We start from the raw sequence: 26,452 nt of genomic DNA on the forward strand, positions 1-26,452 counted from the left end.
TTTTTTTTGATTTGATTTATTAAACAAAGTAGCTTATCTAACCAGATAAGTTTTCAAGGCCGCATTACTTTCTGTCGAATTCCAACGGATTTGATCAGCTTTTGCATCCGCATTTATATCTTCAAAGTAGAATATAGTTTTACTATCCATAGAACTTCCTCTTAGGGAATAAACGGGAGCTTCAAAGCTAGTTGCATTCGCCAAGTAGATCTTTGGTTCCCCTAAGTAATTTTTAGGATTCCAATATATTTTATCTGCCTTTCCATCGCCATTTATATCCGCGAAATAGAATTTTGCATTTTCCGAACCACTTGTTGCTCCTGTGTTCGAGTGCTCGGTTGACTCCGTAAATGTACCATCTCCATTAGACAAGAAAACCATTGGTTTTCCGTCATCTAGGTTTATATTCCAACGTATTAAATCTACTTTTCCGTCGCCATTAATATCGGCGAAATAATAATTTGTCTTCGCTGTTGAACTGCCTACATTGCTTGAACTTTTTGCTGTGCCGGAGAAATTACCGTCTGCCGTTGCTAGATAGACACGAATATTCCCCCCGTCATGAGTTGAGTTCCAATAGATTTTATCGGCTTTGCCATCCCCATTTAGGTCGGCGAAGTAAAATTTAGTAGATGTCGCTGCTGATGTACCCTCTGGGTTATCGATTGCTGTATTGGAGAAGTTACCATTTGCTGTCGCCAAGTAAACGCGTGTCTTTCCGGAGTGCTCTCCTTTATTCCAAACAATAAGATCTGATTTCTTATCGCCATTGACATCAGCGAAGTGGTAATAAGAATCTGTAGAGGTACTTGCAGAAGCATCATGCGTTACTGCTGCACTTTGAAAGCCTCCGTTTCCATTTGCTAAATAAACAGCAACCTTGCCCGCATTTGCAGTCGGATTCCAAACGACTTTATCTTTTTTGCCGTCGGCATTGATATCTGCGAAATAATACTGGGTTTTGGTATCATTTGATATCGGATCTGCTACGACATTTTCAGCGCCAAAGATAGCAGGGATATAACGAACGAATACCGGGAAATGATCCGAAGGCCACATAGTCTTGCCATCGACGGTATATTTATCTTTAACGACTTTAAATCCTTTAAATGCTAAATCGCGTGTACTCATGATATAGTCAAGCTTCTTTGTCGCGATACCTGTCCAATTGTGGAATGTAGGATCCGCCTGCGTATCCATTAACCCATCAATCATATCAAGATCTTCGATATTTTTCATTACTTGAATTTCTTCTGTTCCGGGAATGGCATTGAAGTCACCCATACAAATTACCGGACGGCCAGCATGATTGGCCTTGATGCAATCAAGTAAGATTTGAGCAAATTCCTTGCGGTACTGCACCGCATCTGCCGTATGATACCAATGCGAATTAATAATAAAATACTCTTTATTGCTTAAAACATCTTTCAGTATGACCCATTTTGCACTGGAGATGACTGTTCCCGCCACAAACTCTTTCAACAAATGCCCAGCATTTACCAAAGTGAATCTTGTCTTCTTGTAAAAAATAGATTTGGGCGAACCATTTGCGGCTCCAGTCTTATAAACTGCATATCCTGCCTGATCCAATGCCGCATTTACATATTCTTCGACGCTATTGTCAGCAAGCTCTTGCACCCCTAAAATATCCACCTGATTATCGTTCAACAAGGTGCTTAGCTTACTCATCCGTTGCAGTTGAGTAAAGGGATCAGCGTTCGTCGGGTTGCGCAAATTGAAGGACATCACGGTAAATGGCTGTTCGAGTAATAAGGGTTTCGGAATCACACCAATTGGTTCTTCGGGAGTGCTAGGCGTTTCAGAACCCTCTTCTTTTTTTGATACAGTGTTTTTTTCACAAGCTAATGTACAAAGTAAGACAGCGCTCGCTAGCACTTGACATAACCCCTTGGTCCCAAAGCCTTTTAATGGAGATTTTAGCATAAACTAGATTTATTTATTTTTGGTTAGCAAATAATATTTAAGTTTATTAAACATTACAACAACTAAAATAAAAATATAATTCAACAAAATAAATAGTTTTTATAAACTTTTTAAAGAATTTTAGAATTAAAGTGACTTCATTTAACAAAACAAATTGGAAAATATGACGTTAAGAAAATAACGACATCACATTTAATATTAGTGTTTATGACTTTACAGGAACGCCTTGCCTATTTGGACAAGCAATTTGATTTTATCGATCATCCTGGGGATTTCGATTTTAACTTATCTCCGGAACGGATTGCTTATCGAAATGAAGCATTACGGACGAAGAATCGTGATCTCTATACAGCGTATTTAGCAGATCACTTTCCAGATGAAATGGCCGCTGAATTACAGCGCTTCGATGAGACTGCGAGTAAACTACGTCAAGTTAGTCCAGAGGAGGCTGAGGATATCTTTCGTAGTAAAGGAATCAATTTGCTTCAATCGGATTTGAGTTATCACGAAGCGGATGCAATCTACAAGCTATTGAAAGTTGCTGATGAAGACTTAAGTTGGCATCTTGAGGGAAGTGCTACCGACTTGTTAAACAGCAAAGTGAGACCGTCGACAGTATTACAACAGAAGCGAAATATTTGGCTAATAGCTGATTAACTATCAATATAAGAAATTTATAACATATAAATTAATCATATTTTACTTGTTAAATAATAACAATAACTAAAATTAATTGCTTATATGGATAAAATAATATACTTTTACAGCATAATCAGTTGCATGCTGCACAATTGATTATGTTCCCATTTTTTATTAATGAATTATCATATGTATGAATCTCCAGGAAAAAGCAATCGATTACTCGACTGTTTAAGGAGACGCATTCATATTAACTAACACATGCAGATGACCGCTTTAATTGTCGCTCTCGGAATTATTCTTATTGTATTCGTACTTTACCAAGCAAAAATTATATGTTTCCATACGTGGACCAGTCGTATTGATAGCAAGGGACATTCCATCCGTTACTGTTCACGATGTGGTAGAAAGAAAGATAATTAAAACCCTATGAATTAAGTACAGCTTAGCATTCAAGAGTTCGCATCTATAAAAAAGGCCCTCTATATCTAGTGGGCCCTATTTTGTATTTAGCTGTATTTTCTAAATCTTATTGAATTCCTTTAAACCAATTTTGAAACATATCCCCAAGTACCGGAACTGCTGTTGTCTTTCCTCCAATTGCACCAATCAGGCCAATAATCCAGAAGATGAAAAGTAATGTGAACACGATATATAGTGCAATCCCTCCTACGGCAGGAATAAATCTTAGAAGTCCGGCCAAAATACCAACAATAAATAGTCCTAGATTCTGACGGATATGAAAGTTTACGAAAGGACTTTTTACATCTCTATTCTTGATAAATGCGATCAATAACCCAATCCAGGTTAAATAAGAAATAATTCCTAACGTTTTACCGTCTTGTAGGCTAGCGTTGTTGATGTTTAGCTCGTTTTTTTCCATGATTTCCTTAGTTTTTTTAGTGCTTTCAAAATTGTGATGTACATTCATCACCTTCTTGATAGTACAAACTTACGGCTAATCAGGCGGCTATCTTATCCCTGAAATCAGGGCTTTTTCGACTTATTCTACTTCCCCTCCAACAACAATCTTAATCATATCATCAAATCGAAGGTACTGTCCCGCAATTTGTTGTACATCCAACGGACTCATCTGTTGAATGATTTTAGTATAGTAATCATAGTAGTCCAACGTTAATCCGGAGAAGTAAACCGACTTAAACTTGTCGACATGCGAAAACACCGACTCTAAGCTTCCGAGCATACTTCCAAGCATGTAATTTCTTACGAGCTCCATCTCTTGATCAGATACCAATTCATCCTGTAATCTATTCATTTCCTTTTGGATCTCTACGAGCGTATCGTTGGTATACTCCACGCCAACTTCAGTCGCAATCGTTAAAAAACCCGCATGATTTAAGTTCGCAACAGCCGAACCTATGCTATAGGTATAGCCTTTCTCTTCGCGGATATTGCTCATCAGTCGAGAACCAAAGTATCCCCCAAATAAGGTATTGGTAAATTGCAAGGCTGGATAATCCACATGAGAACGTTGAATGCTGCGCTTTCCAAGCCGTATAGCAGACTGTAATGCTGCTGGCTTATCAATCTTACTATAACTTGGTAAAAGTGGTTCTAGAGCAGGAAAAGCTGTCGTATCAAGCAGCGCTTGATTAGTCCATTGTAGCTCGAAATATTCCTTAAATTTAGCGATAACTTCATTCGTAATATTCCCCGATAAAAATAGCGTCGCATTACTCGGTTGAATCTGCTTTTTATACAGATTTAATACCTGTTCACGGGTTAGCGATCCCAAGGATTCTTTCGTTAATGATATACCATATCGAGTGTCTGAGAACAGTTCATGATAAAAACGACGTCTAGCTAAGAAATCAGACTTCTCCATGGATATCTGCAAGTTCTGTTGGTTATTGCGTACGTATGTATTGAGTTCTTTTTCGGGAAAAATAGCATCAGTTAATACATCATGAACAATGGGTAACACAGAGTCGACATGCTTTCTCAACGTATAAAGCGTGAGCGCATTATGATCAAAACTATATTCAGGCACTAAATAAGCACCATAATAATCAATTTCTTCAGCGATTCTAGCACTGGATAAGTTCGATGTTCCTTCTTTCAGCAAGTTCCCTAATGCAACATTTGCAACAGGGTTTTCATTCCCTTCAAATACATTTCTAAAAACAAATTCTGCTTTTATTAACTCTTGTTCTGCGGCTGGAAAGACAAAGACTTTCAGTCCATTCGCAAAGACTAACTCTTCCGGCTTTTGTAAGGTTATCTCATCTATGGCATGCAATGTCGGTGCAATTTCACGATTAATCATATTAGGCCGACTTTTGAGCATGATAAAATAAGACAGAAGCGTTTTCTTTTCGAAAAATATCTCGAGCAACACGTTGAATATCGGCTGCCGTTATTTTGTTGTACTTCTGCACTTCACTATTGTAATTATTTGCGTCCCCAAGCAATTCATAGAAAGCTAGGTTCATTGCTTTATCTAAAATAGAGAGCTCCGAAAAAACGAGTGTAGACTCTATCTTATTCTTGACTTTGTTTAACTCGTAATCCGTAACCAACTCATCTTTAATACCATTCAATTCATTCCAAACGGCTAACTCTGCCACTTCAAGACTTACCCCTTCCGATGGCTTCCCTTCAACCAATAACAAATTCGAATCAATACTTCCTAGGATATAACAGTTGATCTCGGAAAACACATGCTTATCTTTGACTAAACTGCGATAAAGACGAGATGAACTTCCTCTAGATAAGATATCTGACAGCAAGTCTGCAGTCTGATAATCGTTATCCATTCGATCCACTGTATGGAAGGCCATGTAAAGACTATCTACAGGTACGTCACCAAATACATCCTCTTTCCTAGCCTCCTGCTGTAAAGGTTCTACAGGCAGATTGCGTACAGGTTTCTCTCCCGATGGAATATCGGCAAACCATTTTTCCACAAGCGCCTTCACATCAGCTGTGTTTACATCCCCAGTAACAACCATAATCGCGTTGTTAGGTAAGTAGTGCTTGGCAAAAAAGCTTTTTACATCTGCTAAAGTGGCTTCCTCAATATGCTTAATTTCCTTACCAATGGTTGCCCAACGATAGGGATGTTCTTTGTAAGCCATCGGACGAAGTTTTAGCCAAACATCGCCATAAGGCTGATTCAGATAGCGTTGTTTGAACTCTTCAATAACAACAGAACGTTGTACTTCTAGCCCTTGCTCGTTAAAAGCTAAACTTAGCATACGATCGCTTTCTAACCAGAAAGCCGTTTCTAAGTTTTTCGCAGGAAGCGTGATGTAATAATTTGTGATATCGTTAGACGTGAAAGCGTTATTCTCGCCGCCAACACGCTGTAGAGCCTGATCAAAACTAGGGATATGAACAGATCCGCTAAACATTAAATGCTCAAATAAATGCGCAAAGCCCGTTTTATCGGGCTGTTCGTCTCTTGCGCCTACGTCATATAAAATATTAACGCAAGCCATTGGACTATGTGGGTCTTCATGTACGAGTACACGCAAGCCATTATCTAAAATGAATCTCTCGAAAGATACCATGTAAATTGTTTTAAGTATTATTTTACCCAGGAAATATCTTTCTTCAACAAGGAAAGTGTTTTCTCTTCTAATGACCCGGTCTCTGGTTTAAAGTTATAGAACCAATTTGCCTGCTCTGGCAAGCTCATTAAAATAGATTCTATCCGACCATTGGTATCTAAGCCAAATTTTGTTCCCGCGTCATATACCAAGTTGAATTCTACATAACGACCTCGACGTAATAACTGCCAGTTTTTCTCGCGTTCTGTATAAGCTTGATGACGATGTCTATTGACTAATTCTGTATAAACTTTTGGAAATAAACGTCCTAATTCACATGAGAATGCAAAAATATCTTCCTCAGGAATACCGGCCTTCTCGGCGGTAAGCTTATCGTAGAAGATACCGCCAATACCGCGTGTCTCTTCTCTATGCTTGATGAAGAAATAGTTATCTGCCCAGGTTTTAAATTCAGAATAGAATTTCGGGCTGTAACGATCACAAACGGATTTTAGTGCCTCATGAAAGTATTGCGCATCCTTTTCATCAACATAGTGTGGTGTTAAGTCAATACCTCCACCAAACCATCGTATTTGGTCGTTCAGCTCGAAATAACGAATGTTCATATGAATAATAGGAACCCAAGGATTGTTTGGGTGAATTACAATCGACACTCCAGTCGCGAAGAACTGATCTTCTTCTACACCGAAAGCCTTTTTAATTGCTGGAGGCAATTCTCCATGCACAGCAGAAAAGTTAACTCCACCCTTTTCTAGAATATCCCCATGCTGAATAACGCGGGTTCTTCCGCCACCGCCACCATCTCTTTCCCAAATCTCTTCAACAAATACTGAAACACCGTCTAGCTGTTCTAAAGCTTCCGTGATTTCGTTTTGGATTACTTTATATTGTTCCGCTATTTGTTCTTTACTAATCATCTATGATAATTTATCTGCTAATTCTTTAACGGCCAGCACAGCTGACTTATTCTTATATAATATATCGTAAACGGTATTGCAAATAGGCATTTGCAAATGATGTCTATTGATAATCTCTTGTATACAATCGGACGCAAAGTATCCTTCTGCCACCATATTCATCTCTAACTGTGCGGACTTCACACTATAGCCTTTTCCTATCATTGTTCCGAACGTACGGTTGCGACTAAATTGTGAATATGCCGTCACTAATAAATCTCCCAAATAGCCAGAATTATTAATTTCTCGATCCTGTGGTTCAATGGCATCCACAAAATATTCCATCTCGCGAATAGCATTAGAAATTAATACTGCTTGAAAATTATCGCCGTAACCAATCCCATGGCAAATGCCTCCAGCTAAAGCATAAATATTTTTCAATACAGCACCATACTCAACGCCAATGGCATCATTCGATATTACGGTCTTGATATAATGCGTTTGGAAAAACTGCGCGACAAAGGCGGCATTCGCGGTATTCTTTGAAGCGAATGTGAGGTAAGATAATTTCTCTAAGGATACCTCCTCAGCATGACATGGGCCACCAACGACAATAATATCATCTGTTGAAACCGCATATTTATCGACTAAGTATTCACCGACAATTTCTTTCAAGGAAGGAATAATCCCTTTAATCGCCGAAACAATAATCTTTCCCTGCATATCTTCGAGAGTCAGCCCCTCTAAGGCGTCCTCCAAATAAGCCGCTGGGGTATTTAGAATTACAATATCAGATTGTTGAATAACCGCTTTTGCATCTATAAACAAGCTACTCTCAGCAAGTTTAATTTCCACGGCACTTAGATAGGAAGGATTATGTTGATAGGATTTTATATAATCGATGTCTTCTTGCTTACGAACCCACCAGTTAATTACTTTATCCTTGTGGTTATCGGTTAGCATCTTGATCATGGCGGTTGCCCAACTTCCACTACCAATTACACCAATTTTCGTCTTTTGTTCACTCATTTCCTCTAAATAAACTACAAAGATAGGCAATATATGCCTTTAGCACTAATGAAATACGAAATGTACAAGCTCGGGTTATCTAGTATTTCCCCGACTTTGCATTGATAATATGTGCCAAGTGATGATTACAATGCCAAGCATAAATACCAATATTCGTTCTCAAGTCAATAGACTCCCCTGTCTCCGGATGGATAAAACTACGATCTAGATCGGCATCACTTAAGCTTTCTAAAAGAAAACTCCAACGCACATGTATACCATCCATTATTTTCAAGGCGCTTTCAATTGGAAAATCTTTAGAATCGGCTAAGTTCGCCCATAGATCTTCGCGGTAAGGTGTAATCGTCGGAGTATCCTCCGTCAACGTTAATTTAAAACGGATAAAACTATGAATATGGCTATCTGCGCAGTGGTTAATAAGCTGTGTGATCGACCAGCCATTCGGTCTATACGATTTATTGAAGTCCTTCTTCGGCAAGGTAGCAATCTCATTTCGCAGGCGTTCTGGAAACTTCCGGATGCTTTCAATCCAAAGAGCAAGCGTTTTTTGATCAATGTGTGCGGGACGAATAAATTTACCGATGGGATAGCGTAGTTTATCAATTTCTATACTCATATGGACGAAGCGTTGCCAAACAAAGAAATTTCTGTAAGGCAAGTCAATTTATTAAATATTCACTAAATACACGAATGCTTCTTCAGGATTACTTGAATCTGTAGATGAATGTTAACGATGATATGTGAGTGAGAAAATACGCTTATTCATTAGGAAATTGACCAAAGAAAATGGACGTAAAAAGTCCCTCTTATACAATGAGATTTTGAATGTGCACTCTGGCTAAACTAACGAGCTAGACGCATTCCTAAATAGGCCATCGGAATATACGCCAGTAGTAAATCGACTAGTGTAAACCAAAGCGGTGAAGGCAACATAAAAATCATCGAAATACCACCAATTAAGAAGAAAAAACCGATAATCAAGGCGTACTTTAATTTTGGTCCAGCACATATTTTTGCTGCCACAAAGGCTCCGACAAGCGTCCCTAGAGCATGCGCAAGAAAAGGGAATAAGAAATGCTTGGGTTCGAACAAGTGTATTCCTGCTTTCAATCCCTCTTCAGTCATTACATCCACCCCATCCGGAGGTGCAATAATCGAAGAACTTATTTGTATAAGTCCGCCATTCACCAAACTTCCCGCAACAAGACCCAAAACAACTGCTAATATATTTCGAATAACCGGATTCATAATTTCAATACATAGGATGTGGAGTTAAAAATAAGGATTTCCAGTCAGCTTGTAATCGTCCGCTAGGAATAAAATCTCTTCTTTAACCAAAGGCTAGTTTTGACTAATAAAATCAATACGGGTACTTCAACTAAAGGGCCAATAACACCAACAAATGCTTGTTTTGAATGAATACCAAATACAGCTATGGATACGGCGATGGCCAACTCGAAATTATTGCCCGTCGCAGTAAATGCAATGGATGCATTTTTGTCGTAGTCGATATTCATGGGCTTAGCTACGAAGAAGCTTAGAAAGAACATAATAACAAAGTAGATGACAAGTGGTATTGCAATCTTAATAACATCCAATGGAAGTTCCAATATCTTCTCCCCTTTTAGGCTAAACATTAAGACGATAGTAAACAATAGCGCATATAGCGTTATCGGTGATATGGCAGGAATATATTTCCGATGATACCATTCCGTTCCTTTCGCTTTGATAAGCAAATAACGACTCACAAAACCAGCGATGAATGGAATGCCAAGATAGATAAAAACACTTTTCATGACTTCAGCCATCGAGACCTTGACGTTGAAATTGGCAATCCCCAATTTGCTGGGTAATACGTTAATGAATAACCAAACTAAAAAGCTATAACTTATGATTTGGAAGATACTATTTAATGCCACTAGGAGCGCTGTATATTCTCGATTTGCTTTTGCTAGATCGCTCCAAACTATAACCATAGCAATGCAACGTGCAAGTCCTATGAGAATTAATCCCGCCATATAATCCGGATCATCCCTAAGAAATAAAACCGCTAATCCAAACATGAGAGAAGTTCCTAATATCCAGTTTAGGAATAGCGAAATCCCAATCACCTTTTTGTCTTTGAACGCTTTTGGTAATATGGAGTAATCCACTTTGGCTAACGGTGGATACATCATTAAGATTAACCCTATTGCTAATGGTATATTTGTTGTTCCGACCGACAACTGATCTGTTAAACTGCTGATATTTGGGAATAGATAACCTAAACTGACACCCACGGCCATTGCCAAGAATATCCACAACGTTAAATATCGATCTAGAAATTTGAGTTTTACTTGCATCTTTTATTTTTTGATCATAGAAAAGACGTAGTACATTTCTTCTGCAATCTGCAAACTTCGTTCTTCATATATGTTGGATTGCGCTGCAGTCCCATCTGCGACTTTCGGATCTTCATAGGTAATCGGAATTCTCTTCTCCGCTCCTGCAATAAAAGGGCATCCATTATCGGCTTGCGAGCATGTGAGAATCGCTGCAAAATGGGACACTGGATTAAATGGGTTGTCGTATTTTTTTGAAAATGCAATTACCGGAGCTTCATTATCGTCATATTTTACAGCATAAATCGGATTGCTATTTTCTGCGATTTTGAAAATGTGAAAGCCTTGCGTTGCTAGGGTTTCGGCGACCTTTGGATATAAGGCCGTTTCTTCAGTGCCTCCAGAATAGCAGTTAACATTGGGGGTTTGAAAATAGGCGCTTGCCGCTTGCGCCCATATTTGGGACAGATGACTCCTCCTTGAATTATGGGTACAGATAAAGTTAAGATTGACAGGTTTGTTCATCATAACTTTATCCTGCACATAACAAATTAACGGCTCGAGGAGCTTTTGACGTTCAAGGCTAATCGTCTGAATTTTTGACAGCGCTTGAAATTGTTCTGTTAACTTTGTATACATCTCGATTTCTATTACTATCGACTAACAGCATCCAGACTCTGGTGTGCAACAACCTTTGTTCAATGATGACAATTGAATTTTCGGTTTTTCTGCCGGAATCCCACAAGCATCCGTTGCCAAACAGGCGGTTTGTTTATTCTTAAGAACAAAATGCTGACCGTCGAATTCCAAGTCATACTTTCCTATGGTTTCACTTTGGTATTCCACTTCTATTTCAGCGTCTTGCATACCAAGTTTCTCTTCCGACAACTGAATAATGTTTAATAATTTTCCTGGTTTTAAACGGTGTTCAAAGTCATTTGCGTTCCACAACTGAAAATTTACGACTTGCTCCGTCCTAATGGTTCCGCCGCAATCAATAAAGTGCTTGTTAATCACCCCTACCTCTGTCACGTGAAAATGCTCCGGCACAAACGTGCCATTCTCCAACTTAAACTCAACATTACTCAATGTTGGTAAGATTTCTTTAATTTTTGAAAGTTTCATTTGATGTTATATTTAACAATTATATATTGCGATATTACGATGATAGTTTGAAAAAAAATGCGTTTAACAGCATTTGTTTATCTTTAATTCCTGATTGAAGAAGGCATTGAAATCTTCTTGTATTATTTTCCACATCCGCTCATCAATACAATAACAAACCGATTTCCCCTCAATTGTTCCTTGAATAATACCTGAGCTTTTAAGCTCCTTTAAATGCTGTGAAATGGTGGCTTGCGCTAAGCCTAGCTCCTCAACTAGATCGTTGCATATGCAGGCGTTCTGACGTATAATATGTTGTAGGATGGCAACACGAGCAGGATGTCCTAATACTTTAAATAATGAAGCAAGCCTGTTTTGTTCTTCCGTAAATATTTCTGATTTAGTAAGTCCCATATGCGTTAATATTACATCGCAATATTACGATATTAATTTAAATGATTAAAATATTTTTTTGAAAAAGAGTGTTATGAGGAACTGTGAGTAGATAATGAACATACTAATCTTTCCGATCGACGAGTGACGCTATTTGATCTTACAGGAGCAACTGCTTTAGCAAGAATTCCAAAGCCTCTCCTTGAATGTTTTGTGCGATGATAACGCCAGTTTGATCTAACAAATAATTCTGCGGCAAGCCACTTATCTGGTATTGCTTATACAAAGGTGACCCATAACCTTTCAAGTCAGATAAGTGTGTCCATTCAGCAATTTGGTCTTCATGTATAGCTTTCAACCAGGACTGTCTTTCATCTTCTTTATTGAAAGAAATGGCTACAATTTTAAAGTTCTTATCTTTAAACTTCTCAGAAATTTCCCTATACTTTGGATTTTCTTGACGACAAGGAATACACCAAGAAGCCCAGAATTCAAGAAGTACGAATTTACCTCGAAAAGATGTCAAGGAATTTTCAACCCCGGCCGTATCTTTTAGAGTAAAGTCGGGCGCTATAGATCCAATAGCTAACCTTTTAAAACCTTCGATTTTTGTTGCTATACGGTCCTTTTGCTCTGGATCGAACATACGGTTGGGAATCTTGGCAAATATTTTATTTAAGGTTAATACATTGAACTGATCTATATGCTGTTCGATTAAATCTATTGTTAGTTTAGAGGGCGGACTAGTTTCGAGAAAACCTAAGTCAAATACTTTCAATTCTTTCTTTAAGTTATGAAGCACTTCATCACGCGCTACTGCGTCAGCATTCGACAATGTGTCATTTGTCCCTCTTCTAGAATACATCGAAATTTTATTTTGAGCTTCGGAACGTATTGAATCAGTGGCTAACCAATATTTTGTAAAAGTACTATTCAATTCATCATCTTCAATTCGAACCGTTGACAGCTCATTTCCCTTGACATGTATTTGAGGATTAGAAAGATAAAACTCTCGATATTTGGATATTGGAGGTGGATGTCCAGATTCAGTCTTGAGAGTATCGTAAGTTGCCAAAGCCGCTCTCTTTGCGTACTTGTTCGCAACTTGGAACCTGAACTTACCGTCACTTATTTCTGATGAATCGGCTTTAGCCCAGTCGATCAACAAGTAGATCTTTTTGAATCCACTTAAATCTTTGACATCACCCTCAATCGTATGTTGGAATTGTGCGAAACAAAAACATGGAACGAGCAAAAGAAACAAAGTTAACACTCTCATATATTGAAACTTGTATACTCTAATATACAATTTAACTTGTTTATTTTAAACCGCCTAGCAAGCCAATAATACTTTGAGTAAGAGTTTTCATCGCTTTTCGAATTGGGTTTCACTTCGATCATTGAGCAATTTTCAACTGGTACTAATTATTCAAAACCCTGTAGTATAATAGAATTGATCCGTTTTCAAATTGTCTCGTTTTCCATAGGTCAAGCTTTATTTCCCTTGAGAGTTTATCAAAGAATGTTTGTCCAGAAGCGGCAATCATGGGTATCATACAAAGCTGCAACTCATCAATTAATCCTAGATTCAGTAGTTGAATAATCAAACTTCGACTTCCGATAAGTATGTCTCCGTTGTTTTTCGATTTAAGCTCAAGCACTGTATCCGCTAATGATTTGTCCGCAATTTGGGCAGAATCCCAGCCCGTCGTCTTGTCTTTATTAGAGAACACTATTTTCGCAATCTTATCTATGGCTTGTGCAAAGGAATTCATGGTCGCTGCTTCTGCAGGAGATTGTAACAATCCTTGCCAGTATCTCATCAGTTTATAGGTCGTACTCCCCCATAGTATATAACTCGAATGATCCAAAAGATTGGTATAATAGTTATGAATCTCGGCGCTTGGCGTAGATACATTATGGTCTATGACTCCATCAAGCGTTAAATTGTATGCTGCGATTATCTTACCCATGGTCCTATGTATATTTTATTGAAAATTAGCGATTAATATGGGATAATGAGATTGCCTTATGACAAGAAATTGGGTAATTTTATTATCTTTAGGGAAATAAAATGACACTAACGATGCGTAAACTTTTGAGCTTTTTTCTACTACTTTTCAGTTGCACCTTACTTTACAGCCAAATAAACGTTGATTTAAAAGGCCTTTCAGGACAGAAAGTCGTCATCTGGAAATATGCACTTTCAAACCCAAATGATATTAAGAAAGATACCCTCTTAGTGGATAACGATCAATTTTCTTATCCCATCTCAGATACGCCTACAGCCTACGCTATCATTCCAAGTGCGGCAGTATATAATCGCGCTGGGGGTGGTTTTTATGTTGCTCAGTCGAAGTTCATTGAGCTGTTTAGTTTGCCAAATGAAACCATTTCTATTAAAGGAGAATTACATCCATTTTATACAGAATATGCTATCGATGGGAATGAACTCAGCAGTCAGTTTGCAAAGCTTCGCCTGGAATACTTAGATGCTAGCATTGCTGCTGTAAAGGCAGACCTTTCAATCGATTCTCTACAGGTTGCTAAAGCAGCTAAAGAGGAAATCAATTCCGTTTTCAAGCAAAGAAACGCTTATTTCACAAAAATCATGGAGGTTAAGGAGCACTATGTCCAGAATAATTTAGATAAGGAGCTTTCGGCATATTTATTATTGCGGTATCCTCTTGAATCATTTGCTTCAATTCATCAGAAGCTTGATCCCAAGATACGATCAGGAATTTTCAAACATAGCTTAGCGGATAAATACGCTAGCTACGAGAAACTTCAATCGGTAAACCAAGCAGAAAAGAATATTGTCAAGGGAAACATCGCCCCTAGCTTCGAGCTAACGGACATCGCAGGTAAAGCGTTCCATATTTCTAAATTCAAAGGAAAATACATCATCTTAGATTTTTGGGGTTCCTGGTGCGGCCCTTGTATTCAAGAGATACCCCAATTAAAATCCTTTTATGACAAGTATAAAAATGAAATCGTACTTGTTGGTATCGCCTGTAATGAGCGTGATGATGCATGGAAACGTATTGTCAATAAAGAGAACATGAATTGGCATCAATTGCTAAACTCTACTAATCAAGATGTTTCTGTATTATATGGGATTAAAGCTTTTCCGACCAAGGTTGTTATTGATAAAGATTATAAAATCCTTAAGACGTATGTTGGCTCCGGAGAAACTTTTTTCAATGAAATGGCGGCTTTATTGAATTAGCGTTTTTTTTCTTTCCGTTTATAAAGCGAACTGAATTTGTTCAGCCCCACAATCCCCAGATACAGCCATGAACGCCCTTCGGGTCGAACCCAGGCCCGCGCAAGGTTCGAGCCTTCACTATCGCGCAAAAAAAAGCCTTTCAAGGAATGAAAGACTTTTTTAAGCGGAGAGTGAGGGATTTGTTCAGCCCCACAATCCCCAGACACAGCCATGAACGCCCTTCGGGTCGAACCCCGGCCCGCGCAAGGTTCGAGCCTTCGCTATCGCGCAAAAAAAAAGCCTTTCAAGGAATGAAAGACTTTTTTTAAGCGGAGAGTGAGGGATTCGAACCCCCGGACCTGTGACAGTCAACAGTTTTCAAGACTGCCGCATTCGACCACTCTGCCAACTCTCCGCGACAAAAGTACAAATTCTGATCTGTTCTCCAAATAAAAAATGAAAATAATATCATTAAAAACGCGCTCAGGACGCTAATAACACTGATATTGAACTTGTTATTGCTCAAAAAAAAATTAATCTTTTTCGATTATTGGCTTTAAAAAAGTTTAGATTAAGTAAGAAAGCCTATCCTCGCTGTTTGGTCGTTTAAACCTATTTTTCTTATTTTCTGAACATCCTCAAATTATTTGATTGGATAGCAATCACTTATTGATAAAAGGATAAAAATTATTACAAAAATTTTGCATTTCACCCTCAAATAGCTACTTTTGCTTCACAAAATAAAAGCGCCAATAGCTCAGCTGGATAGAGCAACGGTTTTCTAAACCGTAGGTCTCAGGTTCGAACCCTGATTGGCGTACTTCTTATTTAAAGCCTCTCCTTAAACGGAGAGGCTTTTTTATTTTACTATATTTTCCCAAATTGGGAATCCCAATAAAGACTCTATTAATAAAATGCTTACCATATCAATTTAGTTGAAATGCAAATATTTAATTGCTTTTAAGCAAAATAGCGGGAAATAACCCGCTATTAAATGTTTTCGATGTAGTATGATGAAAAGAAATTATTAGAATCTAGACAGCAACATGTACTGATTTTATATCCTAATAACGTTATTTCTTACTCAACTTCAATCAAACGTTGAATATCTTCTCGAATATCATTAGGAAGCATCATATAGATCTCCTTCTTTACGATCAATGGCGAATAATCTGGATCGGAATGACTCGCGTCAATAGTGACTAACGTTTCAAATCCGCCATCTAACCATTTTCCTTCTTCCTCTAGATATATGCTATACTTATCATTTAACAAACGTAATCCCTGTAAAATACGTTCGTTGTCTAATGTTTGATTGTTTATCATATGTAAATGTTTTTCCACACTTATAAAACGTTCAAGAATCCAGAATTGATATACTTGCTTCGTAACAATTGCTCATCCCCTTTTGAATCTATTGAGAATCAACAAAATGACTAAAAATATAAATGTTGCAACTAGTCTATAGACTCATTTATAGTATGACATGAGGTATTACTGATCATTTGAAAACATATTTAATTGTATTAACTTATCATAAATAAAGAAAATAGTTAGTTTTGATAGACATTAACGAAACACATACAATTAAGAAAAAGTCCATTTATAGATCGGTATGAAAACATTAAAAAATGATCCCCCTGGTTGTAGCCAAAGTTTGCTTGCGATGCGTGATACACTTGAAGTGCTCGGTGGTAAATGGAAGTTATTGATTTTGCATTACCTCATCACCAGAGATCATCAGGTAAACACATTCAAGAAAATGCAACGAGAGATTTCAGGTATCTCCGCCAAGATGCTTACTAAAGAGTTGAAAGACCTCGAAGAAAATCACCTTGTACATCGAGAACAACAAAATACCAAACCTATAACGGTTCGTTATACGATCACAGATTACGGACGCTCTTCTGAACAATTAATTCAGCAGCTAGTGGATTGGGGCAAAATTCATAGAGCAAAACTGCTATCCGTTGATGAATAACAGATAAAAACTGTAGCCACTTTATGGAATTCATTGCCATGAAGCATAAAAATAGCCTTCTCAAGAACAGAGAGGGCTATTTTTATTTTTAATAGACCCTCGGTAAACTATCTCTGGCATTTTCACCGAATCCTTTCTTGCTTTTACCGAATAATCCCCCTTTTCGACCTAATCAGCATAGGTCTGCATCCCTTATCCCCCTACCTTTGAAGTATCAAATAAGAAATAACAAACAGAACAATTAAACATTATAACATATTAAAGACATGAAAAATCTAACTAAAACCTTCGCAATCGCAGCATTATTATTCGTTTCATCTGTAAACGTATTTGCAACAGAAATTAAAGACGACAAGAAAATTTTAAACAAAGCCGTAGCTGAAAACGTAGTCGATGAATACATCAACAGTACTGTAAAAGGTAATACCTTATTTATCGATGAGATCTTCGACAATGACTTCACACATAAAGTAAATGCTGGTAATAGACAACAAGCAGTTAAAAAATCAGCTTACCTTAAATTCTTAAAAGAGAATAAAGGAAGCGAGTACAACTGCGATGTTAACTATGAATTCGTAGAGAAGAATGCAAACTACAGCTTAGCGCGCGTAACGCTAGACTTCGGGAAATTTAAAAGAGTTGACTATGTATCCATGCATATGGATCAAGGACAATGGAAAATTGACGAGGTTAACTCCGTTTACCCTAGATAATTAAAAAAAGACCATAACAGAAAAGGCCAAGCATTATTGCTTGGCCTTTTTTAATTAATATCTATCTGTAGAAATGCAAGCTTGTATGGAGGTCCTTCATCTGCTAAGCTAGCCTGTCAAGGTCAAGTCCGAAGGAAAGAAACCGGCCTCCTACTCTCGGTAAACTACCTCTGGCATTTTCACCGAATCCTTTCTTGCTTTTACCGAATAATCCCCCTTTTCGACCTAATCAGCATAGGTCTTCATGCCATATCCCCCTACCTTTGAAGTATCAAATAAGAAATAACAAACAGAACAATTAAACATTATAACATATTAAAGACATGAAAAATCTAACTAAAACCTTCGCAATCGCAGCATTATTATTCGTTTCATCTGTAAACGTATTTGCAACAGAAATTAAAGACGACAAGAAAATTTTAAACAAAGCCGTAGCTGAAAACGTAGTCGATGAATACATCAACAGTACCGTAAAAGGTAATACCTTATTTATCGATGAGATCTTCGACAATGACTTCACACATAAAGTAAATGCTGGTAATAGACAACAAGCAGTTAAAAAAGCAGCTTACCTTAAATTCTTAAAAGAGAATAAAGGAAGCGAGTACAACTGCGATGTTAACTATGAATTCGTAGAGAAGAATGCAAACTACAGCTTAGCGCGCGTAACGCTAGACTTCGGGAAATTTAAAAGAGTTGACTATGTATCCATGCATATGGATCAAGGACAATGGAAAATTGACGAGGTTAACTCCGTTTACCCTAGATAATTAAAAAAAGACCATAACAGAAAAGGCCAAGCATTATTGCTTGGCCTTTTTTAATTAATATCTATCCCAAAAGAAAGGTGGCTCCACGCCTAACGCGCGAAGATAAACAAAGCCTTGCGCACGATGATGAATCTCGTTATCGACAAAATAAAGTAAATTCTGATAGACTGGAAATTCATATTCCCCAAAAAGATTAAAGGTTTCATGAAACTGCTCATCAGGAATGCGATTAAAAAGCTCGTTGATTTGAACAGTCTGCCTGTCCCATTCTGCAAGCAAATCTGCCTTAGTCTTCAAGTCAGGTAATTCATGTGAATAACCTTCTATTTTTTTATGTACGATACCATCAAGTCCCGGTGCTGCAATACTTAATAGCTCTTTTATTAAATCACCGAAAACGCGCATTCCACCAATAGAGAATGTAAAGATTTCATTTTCGGGAAAAGCCTCGATTGTCTTCCTTGTCAATGTACGATGTTCTTGCCAATGATTCAAAAACTCGTCTCTGCTGATAATTACATTTGTGCTCATAGTATATAGTATTGATTAATGATATACCAAAATTACAAGCATCGATGACAACCTTATGTCAACAGATTTTGGCGACTATAATATTCTTCCTATCGGATATAGTTTAAAACTATTTTCATAAAATGGACTTCGTTCATACAACCATTCCAATTGCTTCTGTGCGCTATCATTTAATTGTTTATCCTTTTGCTTTGCTGCAATAAAATCCTTCTTCAAGGCTTGATCCTTTTCTAGCATTTCGGATGCATAGTCCTCAAAAATATAAGCAGAGAAGTACTCCTTCTGCGAAAGAATCGCATCAAAGAAATTCCAATTAAAGAATGAATCGGAAGCTTGCGGCTCCAAAGTTTCAATCAAATAACGAACGGCAGTTTGATTGGTGGATACTAACCAATCACCCTCAAAATATGCTTGTTTCATTTTAATCGTTTCAACTTGAACGTCTGCGTGCGGATAATGTCCTTCATAGGGCTTATTTGAAGTCTTGTAATCAACGATACGATACATTTGAACATCCAATACTGTATCGCTCTTTAAGGGCGTCATTTCAACGCGATTTGCCCGCAACAACTGTACAACCTTATCATAAGCCTGCGGAATAATATAGGCCTTCGGCTTTTGGATTTTCAAAGTGGGTATATAACTGCTATAATACGGTATTGTCTTCGCATACGGTTTCGAGCGATCGTAATATAGTCGATTCTCCGCGGTAATTTTACTTGTTTTATGACCAGCTTCATAACCTAGGAAAGGAATCTGCTCGACTTTATTTGTATCAAGTGTCCATCCGATGGTAAAGGACTGTTGATGAAGAAGCTCCTGCTTGATCTCATTTCGCAGCTTTACAAGCTTCCCAGCCTCGACAATAGTATTTTCATACAACAGTTCCATCAATGCATAAGTTGAAGCTACGCGCTCCTTATAAGGCTTCCACATATGCGTTTCCGGCATATATCCAATACTATGGTGCAAAGCCGCATATCCTGTTGAATATCTGGGGCCATCGAGAAAGGAAACTAATCCAGTTTCGGGAGTCTCCCCTTTTGAGTCAACGTAGGGAATCATGGGAAAGCCGCGTTTTTCCATTTTCTGATAAAGCCGCTCTGTAAAGTTATGCTGCATATATTTACTCAGTTTCGGATGGAGTTTATCAGGATGCGTGGCAATTAGTGTCATAATATGTTGATAGTCGGCACCATTACTCGTATGGGTATCAAAGAAGACATCCGGATCCCAAGTGCTAAAGACCTCGTTAAAGAGCATCGCATTTCTAGTATCCGCTTTTATAAAATCGCGATTAAGATCATAATGTTGTCGACTTCCACGAAAACCATAAGCTTCAGGGCCATTTTGATTAGCGCGAGTTGTTCCTCGATTGAGCATGCCGGCAATATTATAAACTGGAATAATGCAAATGACGACATCGTCAGACAACTTATTGCCATTCAAAATATCTCTCACAAACATCATCGACGCGTCTATCCCCTCCGGCTCCCCTGGATGAATGCCATTATTCATAAATAGAACAGCCTTTCCTTTCGCTTTAATGCTATTGGGATCGAAATCACCATCCTTCGATAACACAATTAACTGCAGCGGCTTCCCTACGTCTGTCTTTCCAAGATCGATCAACTTTGCAGACTTCTGATCTTTCAAAAGCTCAGTATAAAAATGCTGAAGCTCGTCATAAGTTACTGTGCGATTACTATTTGGATCAGATTCAAAAGGAATCTGCTGCCCATATAAATTACTGAATACCATGATACTGCAAATGCTAATTAAACAAAATACTTTCTTCATTTCACTAATAAAAAACAGAGTGAGATAATTTATCTCCATCAAATCTACAGAAATAAGCACAAAAAAAGCCGCTCTAGAAGAGCGGCTTTAATATCTAAAATCTTTTAAAAAGATTATTCTTTAGAATTATTTAGCTTGGTTTGCACGAATAATATTCAATGCACCACCTGCTTTAAACCAACCAATTTGTTGTTCGTTATAAGTATGGTTTGCTATAATTTCTTCCGAAGTACCATCAGCATGGTGTAATACTAAAGTTAATGGTTTGTTTGGAGCGAACTCAGTTAAGCCATTGATATCGATAGTATCATCTTCTTTGATTTTATCGTAATCTTCCTTATTAGCGAACGTTAATCCCAACATACCTTGTTTCTTCAAGTTTGTTTCGTGAATACGAGCGAAAGATTTCACTAATACTGCACGAACACCTAAGTGACGTGGCTCCATTGCTGCGTGCTCACGTGAAGAGCCTTCACCGTAGTTTTCATCACCAACAACGATTGATCCAATGTTAGCCGCTTTATAAGCACGTTGTGTTGCAGGAACTGCACCGTAAGTACCTGTTAATTGGTTTTTAACATTATCAGTTTTATCGTTGAAGTAGTTAACTGCACCGATTAACATATTGTTAGAGATATTATCTAAGTGACCACGGTATTTCAACCAAGGACCAGCCATAGAAATATGGTCAGTAGTACATTTACCTTTAGCTTTGATTAATAATTTCAAACCTTTAAGATCTGTACCTTCCCATGCTGCAAATGGCTCTAACAATTGCAAACGATCAGAAGTAGGAGAAACATTTACATTCACTGATGAACCATCAGCTGCAGGTGCTTGGTATCCTGGATCATCAACCGCAAATCCTTTTTCTGGTAATTCATCACCAGTAGGAGGATCTAACTTCACTTGTTCACCGTTTTTATTTGTTAACGTATCTGTAAGCGGGTTGAAACCTAAATCACCAGAGATAGCGATTGCTGCTACCATTTCTGGAGAAGTTACAAATGCAAATGTATTCGGGTTACCGTCAGCGCGTTTTGCGAAGTTACGGTTGAACGAGTGTACGATTGTGTTTTTCTCTTGTTTGTCTGCACCTGCACGATCCCACATACCAATACATGGACCGCATGCATTTGTAAAGATCGTCGCATTTAAATCTTCGAAAGTTTTCAATAAACCATCGCGATCAGCAGTAAAACGTACTTGCTCAGAACCTGGGTTGATACCAAAGTCCGCTTTCGTTACTAATCCTTTTTCGATCGCTTGTTTAGCAATTGACGCCGCGCGAGAAAGATCTTCGTAAGAAGAGTTAGTACATGAACCGATTAATCCCCACTCTACTTTTGTAGGCCAGCCGTTTTTACCAGCTTCCTCACGCATACGAGAGATTGGAGTATATAAATCTGGAGTGAAAGGACCATTCAATGAAGGCTCTAACTCAGAAAGGTTAATTTCAATTAATTGATCGAAGTATTGCTCAGGGTTAGCATAAACTTCCGCATCAGCAGTTAAATGTTGTTTAATCACATTTGCTGCATCAGCAACTTCTTCACGACCTGTAGCACGTAAGTAACGCTCCATAGAAGCATCATATCCGAAAGTTGATGTAGTTGCACCAATTTCAGCACCCATGTTACAAATTGTTCCTTTACCCGTACAAGATAAAGATTCAGCACCTTCACCGAAGTATTCGACGATTGCACCAGTACCACCTTTTACAGTTAAGATACCTGCAACTTTCAAGATTACATCTTTAGGAGCTGCCCAGCCTGATAGTTTACCCGTTAATTTAATACCGATTAATTTAGGGAATTTAAGTTCCCAAGGTAATCCAGCCATTACATCACAAGCATCAGCACCACCAACACCAATAGCAACCATACCTAATCCACCTGCATTTACAGTGTGAGAGTCAGTACCGATCATCATACCACCTGGGAAAGCATAGTTTTCCAATACTACTTGGTGGATAATACCTGCTCCTGGTTTCCAGAAACCAATACCATATTTGTTAGACACAGAGCTTAAGAAGTTAAATACTTCAGAGCTTTCTTGCTTCGCACGGGTTAAATCTTGATCAGCACCATCACGAGCTTGAATTAAGTGGTCACAGTGAACTGTTGAAGGAACAGCAGCTTGTGGACGACCTGCTTGCATAAATTGCAATAATGCCATCTGTGCTGTAGCATCCTGCATCGCTACGCGATCTGGAGCGAAATCAACATAAGACTTACCTCTTTCGTAAGCTTCCGTAGCGTTACCATCCCAAAGGTGCGCGTACAAAATTTTCTCTGCTAATGTCAAAGGCTTATTCACGATTTGACGAGCAGCAGTAATGCGCTCATCGTATTGTGAGTAAACTTTTTTGATCATGTCTATATCAAAAGCCATGTATTATTTGTTTAAATATGATTTTACTTTTAACTAAATCTATTGGAATAAATAATCAATTACGCCAACAAGAACAAAAATACAAAAAAAACCAAGCTAAAGTTGTATTTGTGCCACTCGAGGCTAATTTGGAAATATTCTAAACAACAGCTAAACAAGCTGTATTGTAGGGTCTACCTCCTTCAATTCCTTCACCGTTTCGATCGGATTCTCCGAATTGAAAACAAAACTTCCTGCAACAAGCACATCAGCACCTGCAGCCAATAACTTACTCGCGTTTCCAAGACCTACTCCGCCGTCAATCTCAATCATAACATCCGTTCCTTCTTGAAGAGCTAAGGCACGTAATTCTTTAATCTTCGAATAGGTACGCTCGATAAATTTCTGTCCACCAAATCCCGGGTTTACTGACATTAAACAAACTAAATCAATGTCCTGAATCACATCCTTTAATAAAGAAACTGGCGTATGCGGATTCAAAGCAACACCGGCCTTACATCCTAATTCTTTAATTCCTGCTAACGTACGATGTAAATGTGTACATGCTTCATAGTGAACGGTAATAATTGCCGCGCCATTATCCTTACATGTTTTTAAATAGCGATCTGGATCGACGATCATTAAATGTACATCCAATGGTTTCTTTGCGTGTTTAGCAATCGCTTGCATGACAGGGAACCCAAAAGAAATATTCGGTACAAATACGCCATCCATTATATCGATATGGAACCAATCAGCTTCACTGTTGTTTACCATTTGAATATCATCATAAAGCTTCGCGAAGTCAGCTGCTAAGATAGATGGGGCGATTAAATGTTGTTTTGCAGACATGGGGTGTTTTTTTTTGCAAAGATAATAAGTAAAAATCGCTAATCAGAAACATCCGCTTACTTTTCAGAAATAAGAGTCATTTACTTGAAATTAATTACATTTGTTTGATCAGGAAGAATTTAAGAACGTGGCGAAACTAAAGATTAACTATCCGAAAGATAAATTACAGCAAAATTCCACCCTTTGGAAATACGGGATGGTAGTATTAACGATCATCTTGATCTGTATATTCCTACCAAAGCAACCCCGTTTTCAATATGAGTACGAAAAAGGCAAGCCTTGGAATCATGAAAACCTAACGTCTCCATACAATTTTGCGATTTTAAAAACGCCAGAAGAGCTAGCGCGTGATAAGCAGTATATTCTACGTACCGTTCAACCGATCTACAACCTGAACGACGTCGCTAGCAAGGAGCAAATCGATCAATTTAATACAGACTTAAACGAAAAGTGGCAATCCAGCCAGCTAGATTCCACCGGCACTGACATCACCAAATACAGAGAAGTAGGAACTGCTTTACTCAGTTATATTTATGAACGTGGCATTATTTCCTTAAATAATCGTTTTCAAATTAAAGGAAATGACTCGGTGAAAAACGATGCAACGGCAATGGAGTATAACTTTGTTTTAGTCCATGATAATGTCGCGCAACAAAAGAATACTGCAGACTGTTATACCATTGAATCGGCAAATAAATATTTAAAGGAAACTTTAGAAAAGAATAACCTCATCGAACATAAAGCTTGGTTTGCGGAAGTGCTGAAAAGTTACGTCACCATCAATTATGTTTTCAACGAAAGCCAAACGAATAAAGTAGAGCAAAATGCCCTAGCCAATATCTCGACGACTCGAGGAATGGTGCAAAAGGATGAGCTAATCGCTGAGCAAGGCAAAATCATCAACAATGAAAGTTACCAAAAGTTAGAGTCGCTACGAAAAGTATTTGAGGACGAATCCCGCATATCGGGTGAGCAAAACCTCGTTATGTTTGGTCACTTTCTGTTGATCTCTTTAGCGATGTCTCTCCTAATGGTATTTTTATACTATTTCCGAAGAGATATCTTTAATAACAACCGTCTACTTTTCATCATCTTTATTGTTATCCTGGTGATGCTTGGCGTACTCAGTTGGGCCATTAAAATGAAAATCCCAAGCCTCTACTATATTCCTTATTGTAGTGTGCCAATTATCTTCCGCCTACTCTTTGATACCCGGATCGCTTTAAATATTCACATTCTGATGGTTTTAGTAGCTGGACTCTTTGTGCCCAATAGCTTCGACTTTGTGTTTCTACAATTTACCTCCGGAATGGTGGCCATCTATAGCATCAAGACCCTTGTAAAAAGAGAGCAATTCCTGGTCTCTAGCGTTGTTATTTTAGCGACCTATATACTTGCCTATATTGGATTAGTATTGACGCGTAACGGGTCGTTCACGACTATCTACTGGCAAGATATCCTGCCTTTCGCAGTCAGTGTCGGACTTACCCTACTCGCCTATCCATTAATCTATGCGTTCGAGAAGTTATTCGGTATTGTATCTGACTTAACATTAATGGAACTAACCAATAGTAATTCTCGTCTACTACGTGAGTTATCGCTGAAAGCGCCAGGTACATTCCAACATTCGTTGCAAGTGGCTAATCTTGCCGAAGCAGCAATTTATAAAATTGGTGGCAATCCCCTTTTGGTTCGTGCTGGTGCTTTATACCATGATATCGGTAAAATGATCAACCCGCTCTACTTTATCGAAAACCAAAAAACGAATGACAATCCACACGAGGAACTGACCGCAGAACAAAGTGCGCAGATCATTATCTCCCACGTTCTGAAAGGCATTGAGATGGCGAGAAAACATCAAATGCCGGAAGTTGTAATCGACTTTATTCGCACCCACCATGGTACTACGAAAGTGGACTACTTTTATAATCTTGCCGTTAAAGATAACCCCGATAAAGTTATCGATGAATCCATCTTTAGATACCCAGGTCCAGTACCTTTCTCCAAAGAGACTGCGGTGCTTATGATGGCCGACTCGGTGGAAGCTTCTTCGCGGGCATTGAAAGAACCAACAGAAGAATCTATTAATACACTTGTCGATAAAATTATCGACCATAAGTTAATGCAGAGACAATTTGCTAACGCAGATATTACCATGCGGGATATCACAGAAGTATCTAAGATTTTTAAAGCAATGCTTAAGAGTATTTACCATGTTCGTATTGATTACGATCTAAGTAAGAAAAAAGATAATTAAAAAAATGGTTTGACATTCAGCAGGTTGCCATTCAGTAGCTGAAAAATTGTTAAAAATTAGCATTATCAGCTTTGTAGAGTGAAAATTTTGCTTTATGTTTGCACTGTC

At 38.2% G+C, this 26,452-nt stretch carries 25 protein-coding genes and 2 tRNA genes; 7 read left to right on the plus strand and 20 right to left on the minus strand.

What is annotated here, in order from left to right:
• Positions 1–33 precede the first annotated feature (33 nt).
• Positions 34–1,944 carry an FG-GAP-like repeat-containing protein gene (locus GFH32_RS10750; RefSeq protein WP_153511610.1) on the minus strand — a complete coding sequence of 637 codons (1,911 nt, stop codon included), beginning with the start codon at positions 1,942–1,944 and terminating at the stop codon, positions 34–36.
• A gap of 207 nt (positions 1,945–2,151) precedes the next feature.
• Between GFH32_RS10750 and GFH32_RS10755 the strand changes: the two genes are divergently transcribed.
• Positions 2,152–2,601 (plus strand): hypothetical protein, encoded by a 450-nt coding sequence (locus tag GFH32_RS10755; protein WP_153511611.1) that lies wholly within the window; start codon positions 2,152–2,154, stop codon positions 2,599–2,601.
• A 511-nt stretch (positions 2,602–3,112) separates the two neighbouring features.
• On the opposite strand, the gene GFH32_RS10760 is transcribed toward GFH32_RS10755, so the two are convergent.
• From GFH32_RS10760 to GFH32_RS10820, 13 genes are all read right to left on the minus strand, one after another.
• On the minus strand, positions 3,113–3,466 hold the full coding sequence (locus GFH32_RS10760) for a hypothetical protein (RefSeq protein ID WP_153511612.1): 354 nt from the start codon (positions 3,464–3,466) through the stop codon (positions 3,113–3,115).
• A gap of 120 nt (positions 3,467–3,586) precedes the next feature.
• Positions 3,587–4,870: a M16 family metallopeptidase gene (locus GFH32_RS10765; protein ID WP_153511613.1), complete on the minus strand. Its 1,284-nt coding sequence runs from the start codon at positions 4,868–4,870 to the stop codon at positions 3,587–3,589.
• A 1-nt stretch (position 4,871) separates the two neighbouring features.
• Positions 4,872–6,116, minus strand: coding sequence for a M16 family metallopeptidase (locus tag GFH32_RS10770; RefSeq protein WP_153511614.1), 1,245 nt, complete (start codon positions 6,114–6,116; stop codon positions 4,872–4,874).
• 17 nt (positions 6,117–6,133) lie between these two features.
• On the minus strand, positions 6,134–7,033 hold the full coding sequence (gene hemF, locus GFH32_RS10775) for an oxygen-dependent coproporphyrinogen oxidase (RefSeq protein WP_153511615.1): 900 nt from the start codon (positions 7,031–7,033) through the stop codon (positions 6,134–6,136).
• Complete coding sequence (locus GFH32_RS10780) at positions 7,034–8,041, minus strand: NAD(P)H-dependent glycerol-3-phosphate dehydrogenase (protein WP_153511616.1); 1,008 nt, start codon at positions 8,039–8,041, stop codon at positions 7,034–7,036. It lies immediately after the preceding gene.
• Positions 8,042–8,120: 79 nt separating this feature from the next.
• Positions 8,121–8,657: a YfiT family bacillithiol transferase gene (locus GFH32_RS10785; protein WP_153511617.1), complete on the minus strand. Its 537-nt coding sequence runs from the start codon at positions 8,655–8,657 to the stop codon at positions 8,121–8,123.
• A gap of 227 nt (positions 8,658–8,884) precedes the next feature.
• A complete protein-coding gene (locus tag GFH32_RS10790; RefSeq protein WP_153511618.1) occupies positions 8,885–9,289 on the minus strand; it encodes a hypothetical protein in 405 nt (134 codons plus the stop codon).
• A 62-nt stretch (positions 9,290–9,351) separates the two neighbouring features.
• The gene (arsB, locus tag GFH32_RS10795; protein ID WP_153511619.1) at positions 9,352–10,383 is read right to left on the minus strand and encodes an ACR3 family arsenite efflux transporter; all 1,032 of its coding nucleotides are present in this window, start codon (positions 10,381–10,383) and stop codon (positions 9,352–9,354) included.
• A gap of 3 nt (positions 10,384–10,386) precedes the next feature.
• Positions 10,387–11,001 carry an arsenate-mycothiol transferase ArsC gene (locus tag GFH32_RS10800; protein ID WP_153511620.1) on the minus strand — a complete coding sequence of 205 codons (615 nt, stop codon included), beginning with the start codon at positions 10,999–11,001 and terminating at the stop codon, positions 10,387–10,389.
• Between the two features lie 21 nt (positions 11,002–11,022).
• Positions 11,023–11,487, minus strand: coding sequence for a DUF6428 family protein (locus GFH32_RS10805; RefSeq protein WP_153511621.1), 465 nt, complete (start codon positions 11,485–11,487; stop codon positions 11,023–11,025).
• Between the two features lie 63 nt (positions 11,488–11,550).
• Complete coding sequence (locus GFH32_RS10810; protein WP_153511622.1) at positions 11,551–11,880, minus strand: ArsR/SmtB family transcription factor; 330 nt, start codon at positions 11,878–11,880, stop codon at positions 11,551–11,553.
• 139 nt (positions 11,881–12,019) lie between these two features.
• Positions 12,020–13,138, minus strand: a complete 1,119-nt coding sequence (locus tag GFH32_RS10815; RefSeq protein ID WP_153511623.1) for a TlpA disulfide reductase family protein — start codon at positions 13,136–13,138, stop codon at positions 12,020–12,022.
• Positions 13,139–13,280: 142 nt separating this feature from the next.
• Positions 13,281–13,832, minus strand: coding sequence for a dihydrofolate reductase family protein (locus tag GFH32_RS10820; RefSeq protein ID WP_153511624.1), 552 nt, complete (start codon positions 13,830–13,832; stop codon positions 13,281–13,283).
• Between the two features lie 113 nt (positions 13,833–13,945).
• Between GFH32_RS10820 and GFH32_RS10825 the strand changes: the two genes are divergently transcribed.
• Complete coding sequence (locus GFH32_RS10825) at positions 13,946–15,088, plus strand: TlpA family protein disulfide reductase (RefSeq protein ID WP_160366877.1); 1,143 nt, start codon at positions 13,946–13,948, stop codon at positions 15,086–15,088.
• 309 nt (positions 15,089–15,397) lie between these two features.
• Here the strand turns inward: GFH32_RS10825 and GFH32_RS10830 are convergent.
• Positions 15,398–15,482: transfer RNA gene (locus tag GFH32_RS10830), tRNA-Ser, on the minus strand.
• Between the two features lie 331 nt (positions 15,483–15,813).
• Between GFH32_RS10830 and GFH32_RS10835 the strand changes: the two genes are divergently transcribed.
• A tRNA-Arg gene (locus GFH32_RS10835) sits at positions 15,814–15,887 on the plus strand.
• Between the two features lie 260 nt (positions 15,888–16,147).
• On the opposite strand, the gene GFH32_RS10840 is transcribed toward GFH32_RS10835, so the two are convergent.
• Positions 16,148–16,393 carry a hypothetical protein gene (locus GFH32_RS10840; protein WP_153511626.1) on the minus strand — a complete coding sequence of 82 codons (246 nt, stop codon included), beginning with the start codon at positions 16,391–16,393 and terminating at the stop codon, positions 16,148–16,150.
• A gap of 340 nt (positions 16,394–16,733) precedes the next feature.
• On the opposite strand from GFH32_RS10840, the gene GFH32_RS10845 reads away from it, so the two are divergent.
• The 3 genes from GFH32_RS10845 (at position 16,734) to GFH32_RS10855 (ending at position 18,531) form a co-directional block, all read left to right on the plus strand.
• Positions 16,734–17,048, plus strand: coding sequence for a winged helix-turn-helix transcriptional regulator (locus GFH32_RS10845; RefSeq protein ID WP_228384113.1), 315 nt, complete (start codon positions 16,734–16,736; stop codon positions 17,046–17,048).
• Between the two features lie 266 nt (positions 17,049–17,314).
• The gene (locus tag GFH32_RS10850) at positions 17,315–17,761 is read left to right on the plus strand and encodes a nuclear transport factor 2 family protein (RefSeq protein ID WP_153511628.1); all 447 of its coding nucleotides are present in this window, start codon (positions 17,315–17,317) and stop codon (positions 17,759–17,761) included.
• A gap of 323 nt (positions 17,762–18,084) precedes the next feature.
• The gene (locus tag GFH32_RS10855; protein ID WP_153511629.1) at positions 18,085–18,531 is read left to right on the plus strand and encodes a nuclear transport factor 2 family protein; all 447 of its coding nucleotides are present in this window, start codon (positions 18,085–18,087) and stop codon (positions 18,529–18,531) included.
• A 54-nt stretch (positions 18,532–18,585) separates the two neighbouring features.
• On the opposite strand, the gene GFH32_RS10860 is transcribed toward GFH32_RS10855, so the two are convergent.
• The 4 genes from GFH32_RS10860 to rpe form a co-directional block, all read right to left on the minus strand.
• Complete coding sequence (locus GFH32_RS10860) at positions 18,586–19,062, minus strand: DinB family protein (protein ID WP_153511630.1); 477 nt, start codon at positions 19,060–19,062, stop codon at positions 18,586–18,588.
• Between the two features lie 75 nt (positions 19,063–19,137).
• Positions 19,138–20,862 carry a M14 family zinc carboxypeptidase gene (locus GFH32_RS10865; protein WP_153511631.1) on the minus strand — a complete coding sequence of 575 codons (1,725 nt, stop codon included), beginning with the start codon at positions 20,860–20,862 and terminating at the stop codon, positions 19,138–19,140.
• A gap of 126 nt (positions 20,863–20,988) precedes the next feature.
• A complete protein-coding gene (locus GFH32_RS10870; RefSeq protein WP_153511632.1) occupies positions 20,989–23,256 on the minus strand; it encodes an aconitate hydratase in 2,268 nt (755 codons plus the stop codon).
• A gap of 150 nt (positions 23,257–23,406) precedes the next feature.
• A complete protein-coding gene (gene rpe, locus GFH32_RS10875) occupies positions 23,407–24,087 on the minus strand; it encodes a ribulose-phosphate 3-epimerase (RefSeq protein ID WP_153511633.1) in 681 nt (226 codons plus the stop codon).
• Positions 24,088–24,214: 127 nt separating this feature from the next.
• On the opposite strand from rpe, the gene GFH32_RS10880 reads away from it, so the two are divergent.
• The gene (locus tag GFH32_RS10880; protein WP_153511634.1) at positions 24,215–26,344 is read left to right on the plus strand and encodes an HD family phosphohydrolase; all 2,130 of its coding nucleotides are present in this window, start codon (positions 24,215–24,217) and stop codon (positions 26,342–26,344) included.
• Positions 26,345–26,452: the final 108 nt, after the last annotated feature.

Source organism: Sphingobacteruim zhuxiongii (assembly GCF_009557615.1).
Lineage (GTDB): Bacteria > Bacteroidota > Bacteroidia > Sphingobacteriales > Sphingobacteriaceae > Sphingobacterium > Sphingobacterium zhuxiongii.